The organism is Aquitalea sp. FG25, from assembly GCF_057809375.1.
Map to the genome: position 1 here is coordinate 1 of NZ_JBMDJV010000028.1, position 25,250 is coordinate 25,250.

Annotated in this window: 20 protein-coding genes and 2 tRNA genes; 12 read left to right on the forward strand and 10 right to left on the reverse strand. The window is 59.5% G+C overall.

What is annotated here, in order from left to right; translation table 11 throughout:
• The first annotated feature begins 135 nt into the window (after window positions 1–135).
• Window positions 136–212: transfer RNA gene (locus tag ACODR9_RS20305), tRNA-Pro, on the forward strand.
• 60 nt (window positions 213–272) lie between these two features.
• Window positions 273–348: transfer RNA gene (locus ACODR9_RS20310), tRNA-Thr, on the forward strand.
• A 230-nt stretch (window positions 349–578) separates the two neighbouring features.
• Here the strand turns inward: ACODR9_RS20310 and ACODR9_RS20315 are convergent.
• Window positions 579–1,055, reverse strand: a complete 477-nt coding sequence (locus tag ACODR9_RS20315; RefSeq protein ID WP_488811755.1) for an FKBP-type peptidyl-prolyl cis-trans isomerase — start codon at window positions 1,053–1,055, stop codon at window positions 579–581.
• Window positions 1,056–1,089: 34 nt separating this feature from the next.
• Here ACODR9_RS20315 and ACODR9_RS20320 point away from each other — a divergent pair, with 34 nt between their 5' ends.
• On the forward strand, window positions 1,090–1,290 hold the full coding sequence (locus tag ACODR9_RS20320; protein WP_488811757.1) for a hypothetical protein: 201 nt from the start codon (window positions 1,090–1,092) through the stop codon (window positions 1,288–1,290).
• Window positions 1,291–1,536: 246 nt separating this feature from the next.
• Here the strand turns inward: ACODR9_RS20320 and ACODR9_RS20325 are convergent, their stop codons facing one another.
• Complete coding sequence (locus ACODR9_RS20325; RefSeq protein WP_488811759.1) at window positions 1,537–2,562, reverse strand: GlxA family transcriptional regulator; 1,026 nt, start codon at window positions 2,560–2,562, stop codon at window positions 1,537–1,539.
• A gap of 694 nt (window positions 2,563–3,256) precedes the next feature.
• Between ACODR9_RS20325 and ACODR9_RS20330 the strand changes: the two genes are divergently transcribed.
• The 8 genes from ACODR9_RS20330 to ACODR9_RS20365 all read left to right on the forward strand — a co-directional run bounded on the left by ACODR9_RS20330 (window position 3,257) and on the right by ACODR9_RS20365 (window position 12,801).
• On the forward strand, window positions 3,257–4,519 hold the full coding sequence (locus ACODR9_RS20330) for a quaternary amine ABC transporter ATP-binding protein (protein ID WP_488811761.1): 1,263 nt from the start codon (window positions 3,257–3,259) through the stop codon (window positions 4,517–4,519).
• Window positions 4,516–5,397, forward strand: a complete 882-nt coding sequence (locus ACODR9_RS20335; RefSeq protein ID WP_488811763.1) for an ABC transporter permease — start codon at window positions 4,516–4,518, stop codon at window positions 5,395–5,397. The genes ACODR9_RS20330 and ACODR9_RS20335 overlap by 4 nt, the downstream gene beginning before the upstream one ends.
• 124 nt (window positions 5,398–5,521) lie before the next feature.
• Window positions 5,522–6,406, forward strand: coding sequence for a glycine betaine ABC transporter substrate-binding protein (locus ACODR9_RS20340; RefSeq protein WP_488811765.1), 885 nt, complete (start codon window positions 5,522–5,524; stop codon window positions 6,404–6,406).
• Between the two features lie 88 nt (window positions 6,407–6,494).
• Window positions 6,495–7,769 carry a serine hydroxymethyltransferase gene (locus ACODR9_RS20345; protein WP_488811767.1) on the forward strand — a complete coding sequence of 425 codons (1,275 nt, stop codon included), beginning with the start codon at window positions 6,495–6,497 and terminating at the stop codon, window positions 7,767–7,769.
• 147 nt (window positions 7,770–7,916) lie between these two features.
• Window positions 7,917–8,801 carry a dihydrodipicolinate synthase family protein gene (locus ACODR9_RS20350; RefSeq protein WP_488811769.1) on the forward strand — a complete coding sequence of 295 codons (885 nt, stop codon included), beginning with the start codon at window positions 7,917–7,919 and terminating at the stop codon, window positions 8,799–8,801.
• Window positions 8,802–8,806: 5 nt separating this feature from the next.
• A complete protein-coding gene (locus ACODR9_RS20355) occupies window positions 8,807–10,138 on the forward strand; it encodes an NAD(P)/FAD-dependent oxidoreductase (protein WP_488811771.1) in 1,332 nt (443 codons plus the stop codon).
• Between the two features lie 26 nt (window positions 10,139–10,164).
• The gene (locus ACODR9_RS20360; protein WP_488811773.1) at window positions 10,165–11,658 is read left to right on the forward strand and encodes an aldehyde dehydrogenase; all 1,494 of its coding nucleotides are present in this window, start codon (window positions 10,165–10,167) and stop codon (window positions 11,656–11,658) included.
• Between the two features lie 153 nt (window positions 11,659–11,811).
• A complete protein-coding gene (locus ACODR9_RS20365; protein ID WP_488811775.1) occupies window positions 11,812–12,801 on the forward strand; it encodes a LysR substrate-binding domain-containing protein in 990 nt (329 codons plus the stop codon).
• A gap of 100 nt (window positions 12,802–12,901) precedes the next feature.
• Here ACODR9_RS20365 and ACODR9_RS20370 read toward each other — a convergent pair whose 3' ends face one another.
• The 5 genes from ACODR9_RS20370 to ACODR9_RS20390 form a co-directional block, all read right to left on the reverse strand.
• Window positions 12,902–13,129: a hypothetical protein gene (locus tag ACODR9_RS20370; RefSeq protein WP_488811777.1), complete on the reverse strand. Its 228-nt coding sequence runs from the start codon at window positions 13,127–13,129 to the stop codon at window positions 12,902–12,904.
• Between the two features lie 266 nt (window positions 13,130–13,395).
• Entirely contained in the window at window positions 13,396–16,452 is a 3,057-nt protein-coding gene (locus ACODR9_RS20375; protein ID WP_488811779.1) for an efflux RND transporter permease subunit, read from the reverse strand.
• 9 nt (window positions 16,453–16,461) lie between these two features.
• Entirely contained in the window at window positions 16,462–17,589 is a 1,128-nt protein-coding gene (locus ACODR9_RS20380) for an efflux RND transporter periplasmic adaptor subunit (protein ID WP_488811781.1), read from the reverse strand.
• Window positions 17,590–17,637: 48 nt separating this feature from the next.
• Window positions 17,638–19,182 (reverse strand): efflux transporter outer membrane subunit, encoded by a 1,545-nt coding sequence (locus ACODR9_RS20385; protein WP_488811783.1) that lies wholly within the window; start codon window positions 19,180–19,182, stop codon window positions 17,638–17,640.
• A 58-nt stretch (window positions 19,183–19,240) separates the two neighbouring features.
• Window positions 19,241–19,879: a TetR/AcrR family transcriptional regulator gene (locus tag ACODR9_RS20390; protein ID WP_488811785.1), complete on the reverse strand. Its 639-nt coding sequence runs from the start codon at window positions 19,877–19,879 to the stop codon at window positions 19,241–19,243.
• A gap of 489 nt (window positions 19,880–20,368) precedes the next feature.
• Here ACODR9_RS20390 and scpC point away from each other — a divergent pair, with 489 nt between their 5' ends.
• Window positions 20,369–21,880 carry a succinyl-CoA:acetate CoA-transferase ScpC gene (gene scpC / locus ACODR9_RS20395; protein WP_488811787.1) on the forward strand — a complete coding sequence of 504 codons (1,512 nt, stop codon included), beginning with the start codon at window positions 20,369–20,371 and terminating at the stop codon, window positions 21,878–21,880.
• Between the two features lie 97 nt (window positions 21,881–21,977).
• Here the strand turns inward: scpC and ACODR9_RS20400 are convergent, their stop codons facing one another.
• The 3 genes from ACODR9_RS20400 to iolG (ACODR9_RS20410) all read right to left on the reverse strand — a co-directional run bounded on the left by ACODR9_RS20400 (window position 21,978) and on the right by iolG (ACODR9_RS20410) (window position 25,248).
• Window positions 21,978–22,994, reverse strand: coding sequence for a Gfo/Idh/MocA family oxidoreductase (locus ACODR9_RS20400; protein WP_488811789.1), 1,017 nt, complete (start codon window positions 22,992–22,994; stop codon window positions 21,978–21,980).
• 59 nt (window positions 22,995–23,053) lie between these two features.
• The gene (gene iolG / locus ACODR9_RS20405) at window positions 23,054–24,040 is read right to left on the reverse strand and encodes an inositol 2-dehydrogenase (RefSeq protein ID WP_488811791.1); all 987 of its coding nucleotides are present in this window, start codon (window positions 24,038–24,040) and stop codon (window positions 23,054–23,056) included.
• 200 nt (window positions 24,041–24,240) lie between these two features.
• Window positions 24,241–25,248, reverse strand: coding sequence for a bifunctional inositol 2-dehydrogenase/D-chiro-inositol 1-dehydrogenase (gene iolG / locus ACODR9_RS20410; protein ID WP_488811793.1), 1,008 nt, complete (start codon window positions 25,246–25,248; stop codon window positions 24,241–24,243).
• Between the last annotated feature and the right edge of the window lie 2 nt (window positions 25,249–25,250).

Sequence of the window (25,250 nt, forward strand, 5' to 3'; positions counted from 1 at the left end):
GCGCTACGTTCGGGACGTAGAGGCCGGAGGTTCGAATCCTCTCACTCCGACCAGAATTTCTGCAAAAAGTATTGCAAAAAACCGGAATTAAGGTTAAATTGCACCTCTCGCGATTTAAGACTGCGAGAAACAAATCGGAGTGTAGCTTAGCCTGGTAGAGCGCTACGTTCGGGACGTAGAGGCCGGAGGTTCGAATCCTCTCACTCCGACCAGATTCAAAAAAGCCTTGAATTTCTTCACAGAGACTCAAGGCTTTTTTACCAAGTTGGTTTGCCGGTATAGCTCAGTTGGTAGAGCAGCGCATTCGTAATGCGAAGGTCGGGGGTTCGACTCCTCTTACCGGCACCATTCAAATTAAGGGGTTAGCGCAAAGCTAGCCCCTTTTTTTTGCTGTGGCAGGATTTTTCTGCCACATTCTTACGCCTCCTGCCACAATCGTCACGTCCTCTAAGCAGGGCGAGCAGTATGGCGACTACGCAATCTTTCTCAGCCTGATCGCCAAGAGTAAGTCTGCGGACAGAAAAAAGCCCTCCCGGTCGGGGAGGGCTTTGTGGCATCTGGCGGGCAGTTGCCTTTAGTCAGTGCTGGTGTCCGTGTTCGCCATGCACATGCTGGTGGGCAATTTCTTCGGCTGTCGCCTCACGCACGTCCACGACTTTGAGTGCAAAACGTAGGGTTTTGCCGCATAGCGGATGATTGCCGTCCAGCAGGACGGTAGGGCCCTTGATCTTGGTGACAAAGAAATAACGCGGCTCGCCATCCGGGCCGGTGCGGCGGATCTGGCCACCTACCTTGATGCCGGGTGGGAATTCGGCCTTGGGCATGGTGGTGACCAGGGCTTCATCGCGTTCGCCAAAGGTGTCTTCCGTTGCGAGTTCCAGCGTGGTTTGAAAGCCGGCTTCCTGGCCTTCCAGTGCGGCTTCCAGCTTGGCAAACAGATTGTCGTAATCGCCGTGCAGGTAGGAGACCGGGTGCTTGCCGTCGTCGTAAACCTGGCCCTGGCTATCAGTCACTTTCATCAGCAGGGTAACTGCAGCGTTTTGGGTGATTTTCATGGTGGGGAAGGGCAAATAAATGGGAGCCGGAAGGTTGGCAGTTCGGCGGAAGAGTGTCAACTGGCGTACTGATTTTGTGCGTGATGCATCCTGGCCGCTGGTGTTTGCTGGCTATCCGGGGAACGACCGTCAGTTTGTGGCGTTGCTGCGCATGATTTCTGCTGTCCGCACCATCTTGTCAAATCGTACCCGCAAGGAAGTGAAGTCCAGCCCACGGTTGCCACTGCTGCGCTGAGCGCTGTCGAAATGGCTTGGGCTTAGTCGGGTATTGCTTTTGCCTGCGCGATCTGGGGTTGATCGGCATCCGTTTTATTGCGTATTGAAGCGGCCAGATCTAGCGTCAATGCGGCTTATTTTTACGTTGGCATTACATCATCTTATGCGAGCGGCGGATTGTGCAAGGTAAACACAGACCCGGAGTCGCAATGCATACAGCGTGCGCTGGCAGGCACGCGCTGTGTAGGAGGGAAAGCCAGCAGGCTCATGCTGCCTGGTTCTGGAATTTCTTGCTGGTGCTGCGCTTGATGCGCATTTCGGTTGGTGTCAGGCCGAATTCCAGTTTGAAGCGCCTGGAAAAATGGGAGCAATCGACAAAGCCACATTCAAACACGATGAAGGAGATGCGGTGGTCGGTATTCAGGATCAGGTGCCGGGCGTGATCGAGCCGTAGCTTGGCGGAGTAACTGCGTGGTGTCATGCCCAGTTCGGCATGAAACAGTCGTTCTAGATGGCGGATGCTGACATTCACTTTCTGGGCGATGTCGTCCACGGTTAGCGGGTTGCTGATATTGCGTTCAATCAGCTGCACGGCCTTGCGCACGCTGCGGTTGTTTACTTTGTCAGTAATCACCGCGTGCGGCTGGGGTGTGGAGGCGGGCAGTGGCATTTCCTCCAGCATGATGCGCAGTGCCTGCGCCGCTTCAAATTTGCCGCAGTGCTTTTCAATCAGGTGTGCGGCCAGATGCATCACCCCGGCACCACCGGCACAGGTCATGCGTTTGCCATCGATATTGAACAGCTCGTCCGAGCTGACCGGATGCTTGGGGAATTCCTGTTCAAAATGGTGGTAATGAAACCAGCTTACGCAGCTGTGGTAGCCATGCATCAACCCGGCGCGCGCCAGAATGAAGCTGCCGGTGCAGACACCAATCAGGGTGACACCCGCCTCGTCGGCCTGTTTCAGATAGGCAGCAAGCTGTGGAGAGATTTTTCTGCCGGCATGCAGCAAGCCGCCTACCACCACGATGTAGTCGAAATGTTGCGGGTCTTCCAGGCCTGCGGTCGGGATGACTTCCAGCCCGCTGCTGGACAGGATGGGCCGGCTGTCATGACTGAGTATTTTCCATTTGCAGCGGATTTGCCGGCTGAAATCGCCTTCATCGGCCGCCAGGCGCAACACGTCAACAAAATTGGAAAAGGCACTCAGGGTAAATTCCGGTGCCAGAATAAACCCGACTGACAAAGGACGTTGCACGGGCTGAAGATCGCGGTGGGCAGGCTGGTTCATTTTAATGTCCGTTTATAAGCGGGATCGCAGTTGAATGCCGGGTCAATTGCAAGGGCATTCAATTTATCATCACGTGAAAGTAATCATATTGCAGCGCCTTGTCTGTAGCTGCTTTTCAATTTATTACGGCATGGTTTTTATTTTGAATATGCAATAAATCCAGCACTGCGCAGCGCAGAGGATTCAGGCAGATCATTGCAATGCCGCCTTTGCCAGTCAAGTTGTGTGCAAGCGCCTTTCTGGTGCTTTTTCTTTTCCGCTAACGACATTGAACTAGGGCTTACACGACAGTTTATACGCCATGTGTTTTATTAACATGTTGTTTTTGAATGATTATTTATTTTGTCGTGTTGAAATGGTGCGCTGCGGCGGAATCTGCACATTACCGATGCATTACCAAAAGTAGGTGAAAGGGTACAGAAAATGTAACTGGAGGTGATGGACAGAATTGGTAGGCTTGTTGGCAAGCGTTACACACAGATGACGACGACCCGCTAGGTAAATCGGATGTGGTGCTAATGCGGCTGCGGATGTCGAATTATTTTGCCCTGCGATATTTGTTGCATTGCACGATAAACCGGCCTGCTAGCCGATGCTGAATGAAGCCCCGGATATACATGTTGTTGGCAGTGGGTAAGGCCTGGGGGCTTCGATTTCTTGAACTTGCAAGTTGGGATAAAGAATGACCCCAAATATGGCATACACACTGAAAGAAGCCGTTGCTCCTGGTGCGGTGACACAGCTGGCTCCACCGCAAAGCACCTATGGTAGCGATATCCTGACGGTTAAAAACCTGTCCAAGATTTTCGGCCCCAAGCCCGAGCGTGCTGCCGCATTGCTCAAGCAGGGCATGGGTCGCAACGAGGTGCTGGAACAAACCGGCAATATGGTGGCGGTCAACAACGTCAGTCTCAGTGTCCGGGCGGGTGAAATCTTCGTCATCATGGGGCTGTCCGGTTCTGGCAAGTCCACCCTGGTGCGCTTGCTCAACCGCCTGATCGAACCCACTTCGGGGCAGGTGATTCTGGAAGGGCGTGATATCGCGCCGATGTCCACGCTGGAACTGCGTGAAGTGCGCCGCAAGAAAATGGCCATGGTGTTCCAGTCCTTTGCCCTGCTGCCCAACCGCACGGTGCTGGACAACATCGCCTACGGTCTGGAAGTGGCCGGCATCCCCAAGGCCGAGCGTTATGAAGTAGCGCGCAAGGTGCTGGTGCGGGTGGGCTTGGGTTCCTACGAGAAGTTTCTGCCCAGCGAACTGTCCGGTGGCATGCAGCAGCGGGTGGGCCTGGCGCGCGCCCTGGCGGTGAACCCGTCGGTATTGCTGATGGATGAGGCTTTTTCCGCACTGGACCCGCTGATCCGCTCTGAAATGCAGAACGAGCTGCTGCGCCTGCAAAAAGAAGAGCAGCGCACCATCGTGTTTATCTCTCACGATATTGAAGAGGCCATCAAGATTGGTGGCCGTATCGGCATCATGAAAGATGGCAGCCTGATCCAGGTGGGCACACCTGCCGAGCTGATCCAGTCCCCTGCTGACGACTATGTGCGCGATTTCTTCCGCAATGTCGACATCTCCCGCTTCCTAAAGGCCTCCAGCATGCTCAGCCCGGCAGGCCCGGCCCAGACCCACTGTAGCTTGGCCAGTCCGGCCGCCAAGCAGCTTAACCGCCTGATCGACAGCGGTGCCGAGTGTGGCTATGTCTGCGATGAGGCGGGCCGTTATCTGGGCTGTGTCACCCCGGCCTCGCTGCATCAGGCTGGCGACGCAGCCGTAGCGGATGCCTTGCTGGGCAATGTGCGCACGGTGACGCTGGACGCCAACTTGAACCAGCTGGCCGCCATTGCGCTGGAGCAGGAACACGATGTGCCGGTGCTGGACGGCATGGGCAAGCTGGCGGGCGTGGTGTCCTGCCGCAACATTCTGAAACAAGTGATGGAGCGCAGACAGTCATGAACTCTTCCGGAATCGGCAAGTTTGCCGAAGATTTCGTCAATTATCTCTTCCTGCACTTTCGCGGTGTGTTCGATGCCTTTTCCGCCAGCCTGGGGGCGGTAGTCAAGTTGCTGGAAGACACGATGCTGGCGCTGCCCTTCATGCTGGTGCTGGTGGCACTGGTGGCGGTGGCCCTGTGGCGGCGTGGCGTGGTGTTTGCCATTTTCGTTGGCTGTGCCATGCAGGCCATCCACTTTATGGGCTTGTGGACGCAAACCGCCGCCACGCTGGCGCTGGTGATTGCCGCCACCTGTTTCAGTCTGGCACTGGGGGTACCGCTGGGCATCTGGGGCGCGCGCAACAACCGGGTGGAAATGGTGCTGCGCTCCTTGCTGGACTTCATGCAGACCATGCCGGCCTTCGTTTACCTGATCCCCGCAGTCATCCTGTTTGGCCTGGGGCGGGTGCCCGCCGTGATGGCCACCATCGTGTTCTCCATGCCGCCGGTGGTACGGCTGACCACGCTGGGCATCCGCCAGGTGCGTGAGGAGCTGATGGAAGCCGGGCGTGCCTTTGGCAGCACCGAGCTGCAACTGCTGTGGAAGATCCAGCTGCCCAATGCCCTGCCGTCCATCATGGCCGGGGTGAACCAAACCATCATGATGGCGCTGTCCATGGTGGTGGTGGCCTCGATGATTGGTGCCGGTGGGCTGGGCGAATACGTACTCAGCGGCATCCAGCGGCTGGATATCGGCATCGGCTTTGAAGGTGGCCTGGGTGTGGTGCTGCTGGCCATCGTGCTGGACCGTCTGACCGAGAGCTTTGGCATGAAAGCCAAAAAGAAACCCAAAACCGTGCGTGCCAGTAAACCGGCAAGCAGCAAGGCAGTACAGGGCTGATGAAGCGCGGCTCCAAGTGGTGCAAGCAGGATGTGGCCATCTGGCTGGCCTGCGGGGTGGTAAACGCGCGGTATAGAGGCCAGCGCGATTCAAAAAACCAAAGCGGTGACAAAGGAGAAACACGATGAAAAAGCATTTTTCCCAATCGATGGCAGGCAAGTTGCTGGTATCCATGGTGGTGGCCGTTGGTGTCAGTGCTGCGCCTGTGGCATCTGCTGCCGAGCCGGTCAAGATTGCCGTAACCAACTGGGCCGACGTGCTGGCAGTGGCCAATGTGGCCAAGTACGTGATGGAAGCCAAGCTCAAGCAGCCGGTGGAGTTTGTCCAGGCGGCCATCGGCATCCAGTACCAGGGCGTGGCGCGTGGCGACCTTGACCTGATGGTGGGCGGCTGGCTGCCGGTAACCCACGGCACTTACTACGCCAAGTACAAGGACAATCTGGACGACGTGGGCATCATCTACACCGGCGGCAAGAATGGCTGGGTAGTGCCTGCCTATGTGCCGGAATCCGAAGTATCCAGCATTGCCGACCTCAACAAGCCTGCGGTCAAGAGCAAGCTTAACGGCATCATCCAGGGCATTGAGCCGGGTGGTGGCCTGATGCAGGCATCGGAAAAAACTATCAAGGACTACAACCTGGCCGGTTACAACCTGCAGTCTTCCAGCGAGGCCGGCATGCTGGCCGGGGTATCGCGTGCCTATCAGAGCAAGCAGTGGATTGTGGCTACGGTATGGAGCCCGCACTGGTTGTTCCAGAAATGGAAAGTCCGCTACCTGAAAGACCCGAAAGGCACGTTGGGTGGCGAGGAGCAGATTCACGCCTTTGCTTCCAAAGCCTTCGCTGGCAAGTTCCCGCGTGCCAATGTGTTCATGAAGCACTTCAAGCTGACGCTGGCTGACGTGGAAGCCATTGAGCTGGAAGGCAACAGCACCAATGACTACGCCACCGCTGCGATGAAATTTGTCGACAGCCATCCGGAAAAACTGAAAGTCTGGCTGCAACAGTAAGCCAGGACGGGCAACGCCTGCTGTCAGCGGCAGGCCGCCACGTGATGTGAGGACGGGCGCGGTTGGCGTCACCCTGTGGAGTGTGTCCATGAATGAAATTTCGCGCTTCTTTGCCGAACCGCTGCTGAGTCGAGACCCGGTCATCGCCTCGGAAGTGGCGCTGGAACTGCGCCGCCAGCAAATGCAGGTGGAAATGCTGGCATCGGAAAACCTGGTCTCCGCCGCCGTGCTGGAAGTGCAGGGCACAGTGTTGGCCAGCCGGGGCAGCGAAAGCCATGCCATGCCGCGTGACTATCCGGGGTGCGAACATCTGGACCGGGTGGTGTCGCTGGCCGAGGACCGGGTAAAAGCCCTGTTTGATGCCAACTACGCCAATGTGCTGCCGCATTCTGGCTCGCATGCCAGTCATGCCGCCATGCTGGCGCATGTACAGCCTGGCCAGACCGTGCTGCGCATGCTGCCAGACAAGGGCGAGGCGGCCATTCTGCCGGGCAAGTGGCATGACACCGTGCATTACGGCTGTGCACCTGGCACTGGCCTGCTCAATTACGCCGCCATCCGCACACTGGCCTTGCAGCACCAGCCTGCGGTGCTGGTGGCGGGTGGGTCGGCCTATCCCCGTCAGTTGGACTTGCCGCGCTTTCGCGAGATTGCCGATGAAGCTGGTGCCATGCTGGTGGTGGACATGACCCATATCGCCGGTCTAGCCGCTGCGGGTGTGCATCCCAATCCGCTGCCGCAGGCTGATCTGGTCATTCTGCCCACCCACCGTACCCTGCGCGGGCCGCGTGGCGGCGTCATCCTGAGCAACCGGGCCGAGCTGGCGGCCAAGACCGATGCCGCCGTGTTTCCTAGCCGCCAAAGCAGCCCGTTGATGCACGTGATTGCGGGCAAGGCGGTGGCATTTGGCGAGGCGCTGCGGCCAGAGTTTTCCCGTTACATCCAGCAAATGCTGCGCAATGCCCAGGCGCTGGCGCGGGTATTGCAGGCGGGCGGTGCCACCCTGCTCAGCGGCGGCAGCGACAATCATCTGCTGCTGTTGTTGCTGTCTGGCAAGGACAGCCGTGTGCTGGCCGCCGAGCGTTCGCTGGTGCGTGCCGGAATTTCCTGCAGCTTGTTCGGCATGGATGCCAGTGGGCAGCCGGCGGCAGAGGCCGGTATTTGCCTGTCTACGGCGGCCGGTACCAGCCGTGGTTTTGGCACAGCCCAGTTTGAGCTGTTGGGCGAGTTGATTCTGGAGGTTCTGCACAGCCTGCCAGCGTGTCCGGATGGGGACGAGCAGGTCGAGCGGCTGGTGCGCAGCAAGCTGCGCGCGCTGTGTTGCCAGTTTCCCATCTACCCCATGAGTGAAATCCATATCTGACTGATGCGCCGGGCCTGCCGGTCCGGACGCAGCTACCTCCCTTCATCTGCATGGCGGGCAGGGCTGCTGTTGTCTTTTGCATGCCTCCACCGTACTGCCGGCCTTGCTGTAAGGCCCGGCTCAGGTGGAATCACAAGGAGAAATGAAATGCGTTTTGAAGGCGTACACACCCCCCTGGTTACCCCTTTTCTGCCGGATGGCGAAATCAACCACGGCCTGCTGGCCGAGCACGCAACTGACCTGGCCTCCAAGGTGGACGGTCTGGGCGTGGGCGGTACCACCGGCGAATACTATGCACTGCGCTTTGACGAGCGGGTGCGCACCTTCAACACCGTGGCCGAGGCAGTTGGCGGCAAGAGCTGGCTGACGGCGGGCATCAATGCCACCACCACCAGCGAAGTCATCCGTCTGGGGCAGGCCGCCAAGGCCGCTGGCATGTCGGCCCTGCTGGTGGCGGCACCGTACTATGCCCAACCCACGCAGGAAGAACTGCTGCAGCACCTGTTGCGGGTGGATGATGCGCTGGACCTGCCCATCATGCTGTACAACTTCCCGGCCCGTACCGGCACCGCCATTGGCGATGAAATCCTGGAAACCCTGCTGCAACGGCCAAATTTCCAGGCCATGAAAGAAAGCACTGGCGATATCGGCCATCTGCATCACCTGTCCACCCATTTCAAGGACACGCTGGTACTGAGCTGCGGCATGGACGATCAGGCGCTGGAATTCTTTGCCTGGGGTTGCCGCAGCTGGGTGTGCGGTGCCTCCAACTTCCTGCCTGAAGCCCACGTGGCATTGCTGGACGCCTGCGTCAAACAGGGCGATTTCCAGCGTGGCCGCCAGCTGATGGCGCAATTGCTGCCGGTGCTGGAACTGTTGGAGCGTAGTGGCAAGTTCATCCAGTACGTGCGCTATGGCTGCGAACTGGCTGGCAAGGCAGTCGGCGTAGCACGTGCGCCGCTGGGCACGCTCAACCAGGCCGAGCGCGAGGCCTTTGCCGCCCTGGTTACCCCGATGATTCAGCAGAGATAAGCATCATGGCGGAAAAACTGGAATTCGCCCGTTTCCCCACGCCGGATGGTGAGAATGGCTGGTGGGAAAGCCTGCCACCTGCCGCCCCAGTGCGGCAGGTGGTCAGCGGCACGCAGTACGATTGGGTGGTGATTGGTGGTGGCATTACCGGGCTGTGTGCGGCGCGCCGTCTGGCCGAACTGGCACCGGATGCTGCGATCGCCTTGCTGGAGGCCGACCGGATCGGACGTTCCACTGCCGGGCGCAACTCCGGTTTCTTTGTCGACCTGCCACATGACATCAGCAGTGAAAGCTATTCGCGCAGCGTGGAGGCAGACCAGGCGGACGTCCGCTTCCAGCGCCACGGCATCGATTATGTACGCAGCGTGGTGCAGCAACATGGCATCGCCTGCGACTGGCGTGATGACGGCAAGTTTCATGCCGCCGTCAGCCGCAAGGGCGAGGCCGCGCTCAAGCATTTTGCCGATGGGCTGGCACGCATCAGCGAGCGTTTTGAATGGCTGGATGCGGCAGCCATTGGCCGGGTAACTGGCTCCGGTTTTTACCTGCAGGCCATTTTTACCCCCGGTTGCAGCACCGTACAGCCGGCCGCATTGATGCGCGGGCTGGCGGCCAGCATGCCAGCCAATGTGCAGGTGTACGAACTCAGCCCGGTACGCGATATCAGCAGCCAGGCCGATGGCCATGTGCTGCGGCTGGATGGCGGGCAGATTCGTGCCCGTCGCATCATCCTGTGTACCAATGCCTACGCTGCCAGCTTCGGCCTGCAGCATAACGGCCTGCTGCCGGTGTACACCTTTGCCTCGCTGTCGCGGGTGATGACGCCACAGGAAGTACAGCAACTGGGTGGGCAAGCCTCCTGGGCGCTGATTCCGGCCGACCCGATGGGCACGACGGTACGCAGGCTGAGCACCAACCGCATCTGCGTGCGCAATCATTTTGCCTTCCGGCCCGGCGTCAGTGTCAGTGCGGCCGACCTGGCGCGGGCCAAGCGGCTGCACCAGCGCTCTTTTGCCCGGCGCTTTCCCATGCTGCCGGAGGTGGAGCTGCAATACACCTGGGGCGGGGCGCTGTGTTTGTCGGCCAATAACGGCGTGTTGTTTGGTCTGCGGGAAAAGGGCATTTACCAGGCCATCGGCTGCAACGGGCTGGGGCTAAGCCGGGGTTCCACCTCTGGCAAGCTGATTGCCGAATTTGCCCTGGGCCAGGACAGCAGCCTGCTGCGCCAGGTGCAGGCCATACCGCTGCCGCGCCCCTTGCCGCCACGCCCATTGATGGACATTGCTGTTTCCAGCGCGATCTGGGCCAAGGAACTGGCCGCCGGCACCGAACTTTGACACACCCAATAAAAGGATAAACAGAGATGAAGAGCTATCAGGAATGGCAACAACAGGCTGCGGCACTGACGCTGGACGGCCGCGCCTTTATCGACGGTCAGCGCAGCGCGGCGGAATCCGGCGCAACCTTTAATACCTTGAATCCGGCTACCGGTCAGCTGCTGACCCGTGTGGCCTGCTGCGATGCCGCCGATGTGGACCGGGCGGTCAAGGCGGCACGCGCGGCGTTTTACAGCGGTGTGTGGGCCAAGGCCGCACCCGCCCAGCGCAAGGCGGTGCTGCTGCGGCTGGCGCAGCTGATTGATGAGCATGCCGAAGAACTGGCGCTGCTGGAGGCGCTGGAAGCAGGCAAGCCGATTGCCGAGTGCATGGGACTGGATATCCCGGAATCCGCCGCCTGCATCCGCTGGCATGCCGAAGTGACCGACAAGCGCTACGACGCGCTGTCGCCATCCGGCTCCGGCGTGGTGTCGATGATTACCCGCGAGGCTATTGGCGTGGTGGGCGCGGTACTGCCGTGGAACTTCCCGGCGCTGATGCTGGCGTGGAAAATCGGCCCGGCACTGTCGGTGGGCAATAGCGTGGTGGTCAAACCGGCTGAGCAAACCTCCTTGTCCACGCTGCGCATGGCCGAACTGGCGCTGGAAGCTGGTGTGCCTGCCGGGGTGCTCAGCGTGGTGACGGGCTTTGGCAGCGGTGCTGGCCAGGCGCTGGGCTGCCACCCGGATGTGGACCTGATTGCCTTTACCGGCTCCACCGAAACCGGAAAGCGCTTTTTGCGCTACTCCGCCGATACCAATCTCAAGCGCGTGGTGCTGGAGTGCGGTGGCAAGAACCCGCAACTGGTGCTGCCGGATGTCAGCAATCTGGATGCGGTGGCCGAGAGCTCCGTGGCTGCGGCGTTCTGGAATATGGGTGAAAACTGTAGTGCCGGGTCGCGGCTGCTGGTGCCATCTGGCCTCAAGCAAGCGCTGCTGGACAAGATCCAGTCAGTACTGGCCACCTGGAAAACCGGCAATCCGCTGGACCCCGAAGTCAAGCTGGGCGCGCTGATCGAACAGAAGCATTACCAGAAAGTGCTGGATCATATCGCCGTGGCCCAGGCCGAAGGCGCGCATCTGGTGTGCGGCGGCCATGCCATCCTGACCGAAAGCGGTGGCTGGTTTGTCGAACCCACCATTTTTGATGGGGTCAGTCCGGCCATGCGCATTGCCCGCGAAGAAGTATTCGGCCCGGTGCTCTGCGTGATCGAATATCAGGACGTGGAAGAAGCCATCCGCATTGCCAACGATACCTGCTACGGCCTGGCGGCATCGCTGTGGACTGACAATGTCAACAGCACACATAAAGTGGCCGCACGCATCCGCGCCGGTACGGTGACGGTTAACTGCTTTGGCGAGGGTGATCTGAGTACTCCGTTTGGCGGTTTCGGCCAAAGCGGATTTGGTGGCCGCGACAAATCCGTCTATGCTCACGACCAGTATTGTGAACTGAAAACAACCTGGCTCAAGCTGGATTGATTCCGCGCACTCGCAGACAGGGTCGGGCATGTTTGCCCGGCCTTGCCTGCTGTGTACCTGCGGCCTTCCGCTTGTCGGCAGCGGTCACCGACGGGTGATGCTGCTGCAAGAACGAGCCGGGCCGGGTATGAAAAGCAGGCAGAGGTTGCATCCATGCAGAAAAGGCAGTTGTTTACCGACCGTTTACTGGCGCAGATGCCCTCCTTGCGAGCCTTGCGTTGTTTTGTCACTGCTGCACGCTATGAAAGCTTCACCCAGGCAGCTGAAGTGCTGTGCGTCACTCAGGCGGCCATCAGCAAGCAGATCAAGGAACTGGAAGACTCGCTGGACGTGGCACTGTTCCAGCGCACCGGTCGGCATATCGCCCTGACCGATGCCGGACGCATTCTCTACAATGCCTCCTACCTGTCCATCATGAATATCGCCGAGGCGGCTGAAGCGGTACGGCGTACAGAAAAGCATGCCTTGACCCTCTGCGTATCGCACACCTTCTCGGCGCTGTGGTTATCACCACGGCTGGCAGCGTTTCGCCGCCTGCATCCGGGCATCCGGCTGCACGTGACGGTGACCGACCAGTTTATGGAGCTGGACGACCTGATGGAGCCGGATGTCATCATCACCAAGAACCCGCCGCGCGAACCGGAATACGAAGTGGAGCCGCTGTTCCACGATGTGGTGTACCCGGTATGCAGCCCGGCGTTTTTCGAGCAGCACTTTCATGGCAAGAAAATCAAGCCGCTGGATTTGCTGGCTCATCCTTCGCTGCATCTGTCGCCGCTGGGGCGTACGCAGGTATGCGAGCATGTGGACTGGCGCGTGTGGCGCAACTGGTTCCAGAAGGGCGACGATTCAGACCGGGTCAGCGAAGACAATTATCTGGAAAGCAATGACTACCGCCTGCTGGTGGCCCTGGCGGAAGCCGGGGAGGGGACCTTGCTGGGCTGGCACCATCTGGTGCACCGTCAGGTCAGCCAGGGGCAGCTGTTGCGCCCGGTAAATGAATCCATCGTGTTCAATGACCGGCATCATTACCTGATTACCCACCGCAATGCCCACCATCGTCAGGAATATCAGCAGCTGCGAGAGTGGCTGCTGGCCGAAGTGGGCCAGATGATGCAGGTTTTGGGCGGCCAGCCAGCCTGATACCCAGGGGGCAGCCATGAACAAAGGGTTACAGCCATCTGCGCTGTAACCCTTTTGTGTTGCTGGCTGTGTTGGTCCGGCACAAGCCGGCAGCGTCGGCTCAACCGATATCCAGGCGGCGGATCACCGTTTCCAGCAGCTGCGATTTGTCTGCACCCCATTGCGGGTGCAGCAGCTTTTCGGCACGTTCAATGGCCTGGCAGGCCGGGCAATCCTGCTGGCGGTCATCAGAGCCGTTTTCCGGGCAGTTGGCACGGCGGATATGCGGGGTTTCGCCGGTGGCGACACGCAGCAGGCCTTCCATGGCAGCCTTGATTGTCTTGTCCATAAGGTTATCTCCTGTTGGGGGATGTCTTGCAAAGATGGAATGACAGCATGCAGAACCAGATGCCCGGTGGGGCATCGCAGCTCAAAGCGGCAGATATTCGCTTGAGGCCATGTGCAGCATGGCCGGTTCTGCAGCTGCTGATGTCTGGATAATAGTGCATGGTTCCGGACATTCATTTTGCCTAGGTCAATAAAGCATCACTTTTCCTGATATCGGTATAAAAAAAGCCCGCACATGGCGGGCTTTCTGTCTGCAGCGATAGGCTATCAGGCGCTATCCGGCGTAGACGCTGCCGTTTTCTCTTGGCTGCGGTGTTCTGACGCCAGCGCCATATACATGGCAGGCACCACGAACAGGGTAAACAGCGTACCGATGGACAGACCGGTGAAAATTACCAGGCCCATGGCGTGACGACCGGCGGCACCGGCACCAGAGGCAATCACCAGCGGAATCACACCAAACACCATGGCAGCGGTGGTCATCAGGATGGGGCGCAGCCGGATTTCAGCCGCACCCACGATGGCATCCAGCTTGCTGGCACCTTTGTTGCGCAGGTCGTTGGCCACTTCCACAATCAGGATGCCGTGTTTGCTGATCAGCCCCATCAGGGTTACCAGTCCCACCTCGGTATAGATATTGATGGAGGAGAAGCCAAGGAAGATGAAGATCATCGCCCCAAACAACGCCAGCGGCACCGATACCAGAATCACCACCGGGTCGCGGAAGCTTTCAAACAGCGCGGCCAGCGTCAGGAACACGATGATGACGGCAAACAGCATGGTCAGCCCAAAGCCACCGGACTCCTGGCTGAACTGACGTGAAGGGCCGGCGTAATCCACGGTGTAACCGCTGGGTGCAATTTCCTTCAGGGTGTCTTCCAGGTACTGCAGCACCTCGCCCTGGGCCTGGCCGGACACGCCGGACAGGGTGGCCGAGTTTTGTTGCTGGAAGCGGGTAATCGATTCCGGCACCACTTCGGTTTTCAGTTTGGCGATGGTGGACAGGGCAATCACACCGGAATTCGGCGTGCGTACCTGGTAATCCAGCAGCTGCTCGGGGTTTTGTCTGTCCTTTTGCAGCAATTGCGGGATGACCTTGTAGGAGCGGCCATCAATCGAGAAGTAGTTGACATAACCGCCCCCCATCGCCGCACTCATGGCATTGGCCACGTCCTGTTGGGTCATGCCCATGGCGGTGGCTTTGTCCCGGTCGATCACCACGGTGGTTTGCGGTGCGTCGATTTTCAGGTCCACGTCGGCAAAGTAGAACTTACCGGCGCTGCGTGCCTTGTCCAGCAGCTGCTGGGCCACTTCATTCAGGTTTTCAAACGGCTCGGTGGTCTTGATGACAAACTGCACCGGCAAACCGGATGAGCCTGGCAGCGGTGGAAACTGGAAGGCCGCAACCCGTGCACCGGCAATCTTGTTCCAGCGCTCTTGCAGATCCTGCTGGATTTGCTTGGCACTGCGGGTCCGCTCTTCCCACGGTTTGAGCAGAATGCCGCCAATACCGGCATTGACGGTAGGCGTGCCGGTAATCTGGAACATCTGCGCGTATTCCGGTGTGGCCTTGCTGATGGCAAACATCTGCTGGGCATAGGTTTGCATCTGGTCGGCGGTGGCGGTGGGCGAACCGACGATCTGCCCCAGCACGATGCCCTGGTCTTCTTCCGGCGCCAGTTCGGACTGCGACATCTTGGTCATCACGCCCAGCAGCGCCAGCATGATGACGGCCATTACCACCAGTACCGGCCAGGTTTCCAGCAGGCTGTGCAGCAGGCGACGGTAGCCGTTTTGCACTCTGTCAAAGGTGTGGTCGATGGCTTTTACCAGTCGGCCTTCATCCTGTTCCGGACGGAAAAAGCGCGAGCACATCATGGGCGACAGGGTAAGCGCCACCACGCCGGACACCGTAACGGCAGAGGCCAGGGTAAAGGCAAACTCGGTGAACAGCGCGCCAGTTAACCCGCCCTGAAAACCGATGGGCACGTACACCGCCACCAGCACCACGGTCATGGCCAGGATGGGGCTGCCCAGCTCGCGTGCCGCGATGATGGACGCCTCAAAAGGCGTCTTGCCTTCCTTCATGTGGCGGTCGACGTTTTCCACCACAATGATGGCGTCGTCCACTACCAGGCCGATGGCCAGTACCAGCGCCAGCAGGGTAAGCAGATTGATGGAATAACCCAGCACCAGCATCATGAAGAAGGTGCCAATCAGCGACAGCGGCATGGCAATGACCGGTACCAGCACAGCGCGGAAGCTGCCCAGGAACAGGAAAATCACCACGGTGACGATGACCAGGGCTTCGAGCAGCGTCTTCACCACTTCGTGAATCGAGGTGTTGATGAAGTCGGTGGAGTCGTAGACGATCTGCCCGGTCAGGCCGGACGGCAGCTGTTTCTGGATGCCGGGGAAGGTTTCGCGCACGGCCTTGGCCACATCCAGGATGTTGGCCTCCGGTGCTACCTTGATACCGATGAATACCGAGCGCTCGCCACTGAAGGCAACGTTGAATTCGTAGTTTTCCGAACCCAGGGTGACATTGGCAATGTCTTCCAGTCGCACAATGGCGTCGCCGCTTTGTTTGACTGCCAGTTTCTTGAACTCTTCCACACTATGTAAATCGGTGGCTGCCGTCAGCGGAATGCTAACCATCTGCCCCTTGCTCTTGCCCACGGCCGCCAGTACGTTGTTGGCCGCCAGCGCATTGCTGACGTCGGTGGCGGTAACGCCGTGGGCGGCCATCTTGTCGGCATCCAGCCAGGCGCGCAGGGCAAACTGGCGCGCACCCAGCAATTCGGCAGTCTGCACGCCGGGAATGGCGTCCAGCTTGGGTTTGACCACCCGGTTCAGGAAGTCGGTGACCGAGTTGTTTGCCAGGGTCTTGCTGTAAAAGCCAAGATACATGGCGTCCGTAGTCTGGCCGGTTTGCACCGTCAGCACCGGCTGCTGCGCCTGGGCGGGCAGCTGGTTTTTCACCGAGTTGACCTGGGTGTTGATTTCGGTCAGCGCCCGGTTGGCATCGTAGTTCAGCCGCAGGTTGGCCGTAATGGTGGACACCCCGCTATTGCTGGAAGATGACATGTAGTCAATACCCTGTGCCTGGGCGATGGCACCTTCCAGTGGCTGGGTGATGAAGCCGGCAATGGTCTTGGCATCCGCCCCGTAATAGGTGGTGGAAATGGTGACCACGGCATTCTGGGTTTGCGGGTACTGGTTGACCGGCAAGCCAAACAGCGAGCGCAGGCCCAGCACCACCAGCAGCAGGCTGATGGTGGTAGCCAGCACCGGCCGCCGGATGAAGATATCGGTAAAGTTCATGGCGGGCCTTTACTGTTCCTGCGGAGTCGGATTGGGGTTGTTGGCCGGCTGTACGCTGTTGTTGATGGCAACTGCGGTTCCGTTTTTCAGCTTGACCTGACCCGAGCTGACAACCTGATCACCTTCTTTCACGCCACTGAGAATCGCCACCTGGTCGCCACGGGTGGCACCGGTCTGCACAAAGACTTGCTTGGCCACCTGGCTGCCTGCGGCTGCCGATGCATCCTTGCCTGCCGGAACCACCACAAACACGGTAGAGCCGTAAGCGTTATAGGTAATCGCAGTCTGCGGCAGGGTGAGGTAGGGCTGTTGCTTGCCGGTGTCCAGGCTGGCATTGGCAAACATGCCGGGCAGCAGTTTGCGGCCTGGATTGGCAATCAGGGCCTGCACCTGCACGTTACGGGTGCTGGTGTCTACCTTGGGGTTGATGGCGTTCACGCTGCCGACAAACTGCGTGTTGGCAGTGCCGTCGGTCTGGACCACCACTTTCTGGCCGGTACGAATGGCAGAGAGCTGGCTTTGCGGCAAGTTGAAGTCGATATGGATGGGGTCGATCTGCTGCAGGGTGACAATCTTGTCGCCGGCATTCAGGTACTGGCCCGGATTGACACTGGTGATGCCGACTCGTCCGGCAAACGGAGCGCGGATGGTTTTCTTGGCCACCAGCGCAGCCTGTTGAGCCACTTGTGCCTTCTTGCTTTTCAGGTCGGCAGCGTCGTTGTCCACCTGGGCCTGGGATACCCCTTGCACCGCCAGTTGAGCCTGATCGCGCTTCAGGGTGATGGCGGCCAGTTCTGCTGCCGCTTCCAGTGCATGCAGCTGGGCGATGTCGGAGTCGGCATTCAACTGGATCAGCAGATCACCGGATTTCACGTCCTGGCCAGACTGAAAATGCACGCTGCGTACCTGTCCTGCCACTTCGCTGCTGATATCGACCCCATGCTGGGCGCTGAGGGTGCCAACAGATTTGAGCTGTGGCTGCCATTGGCTGATGCGGGCTGTTACGGTGCTGACTATCTGCGGGGCAGGTTTGGGCGCGGCGGCCATCAGGCTGCGGATGTGCATGAAAAAGCCCAGCCCCAATACCACCACCAGCAACACTATGCCTCCCAGCATGATGAACATTCGCTTGGTCATATTGCCTTCCTTTTTATCTCTAGATTGCGTGTTGTTAGCGGGCCGTGCTCAGGGACGGGCCTGGGCAGACTGATCGGCGTTGCCGGGCGTGGTGTTGCGGTTCCACCAGCCACCGCCCAGTGCCAGGAATAGTGCGGCGGAGTCGGCATGGCGGCTGGCGCTGGCGCTGATCAGATTGATCCGAGCCTGCTGCCAGGTGCGCTGGGCATCCAGCAGGGCCAACTGGCTGACCGCACCCAGGCGGAAGCGCTTTTCCGTCAGCTGCAGGGTTTCACGCGCCTGGGCTTCCGCTTCGGTCTGTGCCTGCAGCGTGCTGGCATCGGCACTGACTGCCCGCAGGCTGTCGGCCACGTTCTGGAAGCCCTTGAGTACGGTTTCCCGGTACTGGGCCTGGGCTTGTTCGAATGCCGCCTCTGCGCCACGCTTCTTGGCGCGCAGAGAGCCGCCGTCAAACAGCGACTGGCTGACACTGGCACCCAGACTCCACAGGCTTAATCCGGTGGTGGCTGGTCCCAAAAACAGTCGCTCGCGGGTAAAGCTGCCGGTGAGGTTGATTTGCGGATACTGGTTGGCCGTTGCCACGCCCACGGCGGCACCGGCCTGTTGCAACAGTGCCTCGCTGGCGCGGATGTCCGGCCGCTGGCGTACCAGTTCGGAGGGCAGGGAAACCGGCAGTTCGGCAGGCAGTTGCAGGCTGTCCAGGGTGAATTCCGGCAGGCCGCCATCGGATGGCAACTTGCCAACATAGACCGCCAGCTGATGCCGGGTGAGATCCAGTGCCTTTTCCAGTGGCGACAGCTGGGCACGGGTTTGTGCCACCAGCGTGGCTTGTGACAGCACGCTGCTGCGGGATACTGCCCCCAGCTTGGCCTGCTGTTCCACGATGCGCAGCTGCTGCTCGCTGGCGGCCAGCATGTCCTGGGTCGCTTGCAACTGGGCGCGTTGCGATGCTTCCTGAATGGCCGTGGTGACCACATTGAAAATCAGGGTCTGGTAAGTGGCTTCCAGCTGATAGCGCTGATAGTCGGTAGCGGCGATCAGTCCCAGTAGCTGCTGACGGTTGGCACCAAACAGGTCCAGCGTGTAGGACACGTTCAGGCCGGCGCTCAACACGTTATAGCTGTCCGGCGTACTGCCCGATAACAGCTGGTGTTGTCGGCTGGCCCCCAGCTGGCCGCTGACCGATGGGTATTGCAGCGAGCCGGATGCGGCATTGTAGTTTTCCTCTGCCTGCTTCAGGGCGGCACGGGCTGCCCCCAGGGTGGGATTGTTCTGCAAGGCTTCGCGTACCAGCTTGTCCAGTGCATCCGAGCGGAACAACTGCCACCATTCGGCGGGTAATTGCTGCCCATAGGCCAAGTGTTGGGAAATGCCACTATTGCCAATGCCGGTGGCGCTGGCCACGGTGTGCTGCTCGGCCTGTTTGCTGTCGTAGCCGTGAACCTGCGTATCGACGATTTGCGGTGTACGGGTGGGCGGTGTCAGCGTGCAGCCAGCCAGGCCAAGGCTCAGCAGCAGGGGCAGCAAGGCCCGTTGCGCGGTCAGAACCCGCTGATGCGGTTGCCGGCCGGGGGAGTACGTGGGATGCATCATGATGCTCCTGTTTCATTTCATGCCATGCCCGGATGAAGGGTCTCGGCATTGTCCTGCCTTATAGGCGAGTTGATTCTTGAGATTCTTCTGATCTTTGTACCGGATGTGACGCAAGGATCAGTCGGTCAAAGGCGAGTAAAAAGCGATGGCGCGCTTCGGCGTGATCTTCCGGGGTGCAGCTGTTCAGATTGCGCAGCGCAATACCGGCAATGGTGCTGTGAAACAGTGCCAGTTCATCCGTACTGCAGGTGATGCCGTACTGCAGGAATGCTTCTTTCTTGTTGTTCAGCATGCGGCGGTCAAAATCGCTGATCCATTGTTTGAGCCGCGGGTCGGTTTCTGCTGCCACGGTAACCGCCACCATCAGGCGGGCAATGCGGCTGTCGCAGACGTTGTTGCACATCTGCAGGCGAAAGTTGCCAAGACTGAGTTCCGCTGCCTGCCCGGTACACCCCTGCGCATTGATGACCAACTGGCAGCCATGTTCCACCACCACGGTTAACAGATCGTTGCGGGTGGGAAAGTAATAGGTCAGATGGCTTTGCCGCAGGCCTGCCTGCCGGGCAACCTTGCTTTGGCTGAATCCCATGATGCCGTCACGCAGCAGCACTTCCAGTGCCGCCTCAATCAAGCGGCTGCGACTGTCTTTGTCAGCCGGGACCGGGCTGGCATCATCGAATGGTAGGGTTGCTGACATGGTATTTGGTTGGTTTACCAAAACCAGTAAAAGCTAACAATGTTTGATCATGAAAGCCAGCATCCGTGGTCGAAATTTCTGCTGTGACGGCAAAATATTGCTGCTTGATGCAAATTTGATACAAAACAAGAGGGAAGGATTGCTGCTGATGGCATTGCCGTAGCAGTTGGCGCTGGCGGAAGGCTGCGAGATGACGTATATGACAATGAATTTAATTTTACAGGCAAATAAATTCAAATGACATTTTTATGAGGCGAAAAACTAAGGGCTACCCTATATCACGCTGCGTCAAACAGGTTTTGATCTGGATCATGTTTTGTCTGATTTGTTTTCCGGTGCAGGGCGGAAACTGCTTTAGTAGCAGGCTTGGTCTGCTGACGTGAACGTAAATACAAAGTCGGCAACTACAGACAAGCCGGCCGAGCAAGACCGGCGCAACGCTCAATAAAACAACCGGCAAGCAAGCCGGCCATTGCAAGGGAACAACAAGTGGAACAACGCATTCACCATGCCGGACTGGCAGGGAAAATCATGTCAGCCGAGCAGGCTGCAACACACATCCAGCCGGGCATGACCGTGGGCATGAGCGGATTTACCGGCTCGGGCTACCCCAAGGCAGTACCGTTGGCGCTGGCAAGCCGCATGGAAGCGGCCCAAGGCCGGGGCGAAAAATTTGCCCTGCGCGTGCTGACCGGTGCTTCCACCGCGCCGGAACTGGATGGTGCCTTGGCCAAGGCTGGCGGTATCGACTTCCGCCTGCCGTATCAGTCCGACCCGGAGCTGCGCGCCCGTATCAACCATGGCGAAATCGACTATATGGATGTGCATCTGGGCCAGGTGGCGCAGTACACCTGGTTTGGCTTTCTGGGCAAGATCGACCTGGCGGTGGTGGAAGTAGCCGGTATTCTGCCGGATGGTCGGCTGATTCCGTCCACCTCCATCGGCAATAACAAAACCTGGCTGGACCTGGCCGACAAGGTGATTCTGGAAGTCAACAGCACCCAGCCCTTGGGGCTGGATGGCATGCATGACATCTATTACGGTACCGCGCTGCCGCCCAATCGCCAGCCTATTCCGTTGACCCAGGCAGGCGATCGCATTGGCGAGCCGTATTTGCGCGTGGACCCGGCCAAGGTGGTGGCGGTGGTGGAAACCCATGCGCCGGATCGGCTGGGGCGTTTTAGCGCGCCAGATGAAACCAGCCAGCGCATTGCCGGCCATCTGGTTGAATTTCTCAAGCACGAAATCAAGATGGGCCGTCTGCCGGAAAACCTGCTGCCCTTGCAGTCTGGCGTGGGCAATATTGCCAATGCGGTGCTGGGCGGCCTGCGTGATGGCGGCTTTACCAATCTGACCGCGTTTACCGAAGTGATTCAGGACGGCATGCTGGATTTGATCCGTACCGACACCATCTGCATGGCCTCGGCCACCGCCTTGTCGCTCAGCCCGGAAGGGGTAGAAGAGTTCGCGCGCAATATCGACCACTACCGTGAACGCATCGTGCTGCGGCCGCAGGAAATCTCCAATCATGCCGAACTGGTACGCCGCCTGGGCTGTATCGGCATCAACGGCATGGTGGAGGCCGACCTGTACGGCAACGTCAACTCCACTCATGTGGCAGGCACGTCCATCATCAACGGCATTGGCGGCTCCGGCGACTTTGCCCGTAACGGCTTCCTGTCCTGCTTTGTCACCCCCAGCACCGCCAAGAACGGCGCGATTTCCTGCATCGTGCCCATGGTCAGCCATGTCGACCACACCGAGCACGATGTCTGCATCGTCGTTACCGAGCAGGGCCTGGCCGACTTGCGCGGCCTGTCGCCCAAGCAGCGTGCGCGCAGCGTGATTGCCAATTGCGCCCACCCAGACTACCGCCCGCTGTTGCAGGATTACTTCGACCGCGCCTGCCGCGACAGCAAGGGCAAGCACACGCCGCATTTGCTGGGCGAGGCATTGTCCTGGCATCAGCGCCTGCTGGAACAGGGCAGCATGCAGCCCTGAGTTGGCCGGTACTTGCTATCTTCCGTACTTACTATCCGATGAAAGCAAAAAGCCCTTGCCATATGGCAAGGGCTTTTTATTGGCAGCGGAGTGTACGTTACAGTTCCACCACCTGTTTGCTACGCAAGGCCTGGGTGATGGCAAGCCCAATGCGGGTGGCCTCGGTGGCATCGGCCAGACTCAGTGCCAGCGGCTGATCGTGCAACACGGCATCGACAAAATGCTGGGCTTCGCTGACAAAGGCTTCGGCAAAGCGCTGGTAGAAATCCTGTACACATTCATTGCGCACGCCGTGGGCATCGCTGATGTCCACCCGGTTGGCGCGCGGGTTGGCACCCACCGTCAGCCGACCGGCGGTGGCAAAGATTTCGGTCAGGGTTTCATGGCCATGCGCCTGGGTGCGCGAGGCATAAAAGCAGGCCAGCTTGCCATCAGCAAACTCCAGCATGGCCACGCCATTGTCCACGTCACCGCAATCGGCCAGGGCCGGATGCAAGGCATTGGTGCCGGTGGCCCAGACACGCACCGGCTTGGGCGAACCCAATAGCCAGCGCGCCAGGTCAATATCGTGAATGCTGCAGTCCATGAAAATGCCGCCGCTGGTAGGGGCAAACTTCACAAAAAAGCCGTTTTCATCGTTAAGATCGCAGGTTTGCGAACGCAGCAGATAGGGCTGGCCCACCGCACCTTGCTGCAGCTTGTCCGCTGCGTCCTGGTAGCTGGCATCAAAGCGGCGCACAAAACCCACCATGGCCTTGAGCTGTGGATAGTCAGCGGCCACGGCTTCCACTTTCTGACAATCCTCCACATTCAAAGCCAGCGGCTTTTCGCAGAACACATGCTTGCCCGCGCGCAGGCAGGCGATGATCTGCTCGGCATGCAGTGCAGTGGGGGTGACCAAAAACACCGCTTGTACATCAGGCTCGGCCAGCATGGCATCCAGCGTGTGGTGGCGGTGTACGCCGGGCAGGTGTTCTGCCGCCCAGCCCAGTTCATCATCCAGCGGGGAGCAGGCCGCCACCAGTTTGGCACCACGAATGCGATCACGCAGATTGAGCGCATGACGACGGCCCAGCCTACCCAGGCCGACAATGCCGATATTCAGTACGGACATGACTTCTCCCTGCCCACCGGCAGCTTTGGCGGCGGGCATGTAATAGAGGGCGGGGCGGTTTACAGGCTGATCAGGCGGTTTTCCTGCCAGGAACGGGTGGCGGCATCGGCCAGTTCCAGCGCCTTGACGCCATCTTCCACCGTGGTGCGCGGGGTAGCGCCGCGCTGCACCACGTCAAAGAAATGGGCCATTTCCAGTGCGTAAGCGGCACGGTAGCGTTCCAGGAAAAAGTGTTCCGGCAGATCGGTGCTGACCTGCTGGCTACCATAGGCAGTGACTTCGGTAGGGCGGTGGTTGCCTGCCTGCAACATGCCCAGGCTGCCCAGCACTTCAAAGCGCTGGTCATAACCATAGGCAGCGCGGCGGCTGGTGTTGATCTGGCACAGGCGACCGGAGCGGGTGCGGATGGTGACGGCGGTGGTATCGGCGTCACCGGCCTCGCCAATGGCCGGGTCGGTAAGCACGCTGGCGGCGGCCTGCACACTGACGGCTTCGTCGGCCAGTATCCAGCGGCAAATGTCGAAGTCGTGAATCAGCATGTCCTTGAAAATGCCGCCGGAACGCTTGATGTAGTCCACCGGCGGCGCACCCGGGTCGCGGCTGGTCACCACCAGCACTTCCGGCTGGCCGATCTCTCCGGCCTCGATACGGGCTTTTACCGCAGCAAATGTCGGGTCGTAACGGCGCTGGAAACCGATCAGGCAGGCCACACCGGCTTCTTTTACCGCAGCGGCGCACTGGCGCGCACGTTCCAGCGTCAGGTCAACGGGTTTCTCGCAGAAGATGGCCTTGCCACGTGCAGCTGCGCGCAGGATGAGGTCGGCATGGGTATCGGTACTGGAGGCAATGACAACTGCGCCCACTTCCGGGTCGGCCAGCGCACTGTCGATGTCGCTGACGCTGGCACCGTACTGCGCGGCCAGTTCCTGCGCCGAAGGCTGGTGAGTATCGACGACATACTTCAGGCGTGCGCCGGGCTGAGCGGCCAGATTGGCGGCGTGAATCTTGCCGATACGGCCGGCACCGAACAGGGCTACTGCGGTCATTGCTGTCTCCTTATGCGTGTTGTTGGCCAACCGTACAGCAGGTTGGTGTGCTTGCAGAGCAGTATATGTTGGAAAATAATTTCTGAAAAATATTTATTTGGAAAATTTGTTTTCTGTGGTGTGCAATGAAAAAAACCACAGCAGCTGCTAAGCCGCTGTGGCAAGTCCGAGGAAGTGTGCTGCTGAGAACGCGGGGAAAATCAGTAGAAATCAGGACGGTCCGGCATGTTGATGTCCACCACTGCGCCATTTTGTTGTGCCAGCACGCAGGCATCTGCAGCCACGGCGGCGGCATAGCCATCCCAGGCTGAGGGGCCGGTGAGGACTCCGGCCTGCACACCGTCGATGAAGGCTTGCAGCTCCACGTCGTAGGCGGCGATAAAGCGTTGCTTCCAGTCGGTGAGGATGGCGGTGGAATAGTTGGCCGCGCTGCGCAGCGGTACGCTGGATGGCTCTGGCAGGCTGGCAATGCCGGTTTCGCCGACAATCTGACATTGGATGTCATAGCCGTACTGGCAGTTGACGAAGATTTCCACGTCGATGCGCACGCCGCTGCGGGTTTCCAGCAGCACGATCTGCGGGTCGGCCAGATGGGGCTGGGCGTGGCTGCTTTTGCGCGGGAATACCACCTGGGCCGACACATAGTCTTCCTCCAACAGCCAGCGCAGTACGTCCAGCTCGTGTATCAGCGTGTCGGTAATGGCCATCGGCGTGGTGTAGCTTTCTCCTACGGATGGGTTGCGGTGAGCGCAGTGCAGCATCAGCGGCGCACCGATACGGCCTTCCTGCAGTACTTGCTTGAGCGCGCGGTAACCGGCGTCGTAAGGACGCATGAAGCCCACTTGTACCAGCCGTTTGCCATGGGCGCGTTCGGCTTCGACGATGCGCATGCAGCCTGCGGCGCTGACCGCCAGTGGCTTTTCGCAGAATACCGGCTTGCCAGCGGCAATGGCCACCAGTACGAATTCTTCATGGCTGGGGCCCCAGGAGGTGACCAGCACGGCCTCCACCGCCGGGTCGTGGATCAGCGCCAGGGCGCTGTCGTGCACAGTGGCGGCCAGCAGGTATTGATCCACCGTGGCCTTGGCCTGCAGCGGGTTGATGTCGTTAACGGCTACCACGCGGGCGCCGGACAGGGTCTGGCTGATGCGGCGGATGTGGTCCTGCCCGATGGCTCCGGTGCCGATGACGCCAATGGCTAAACTCATGT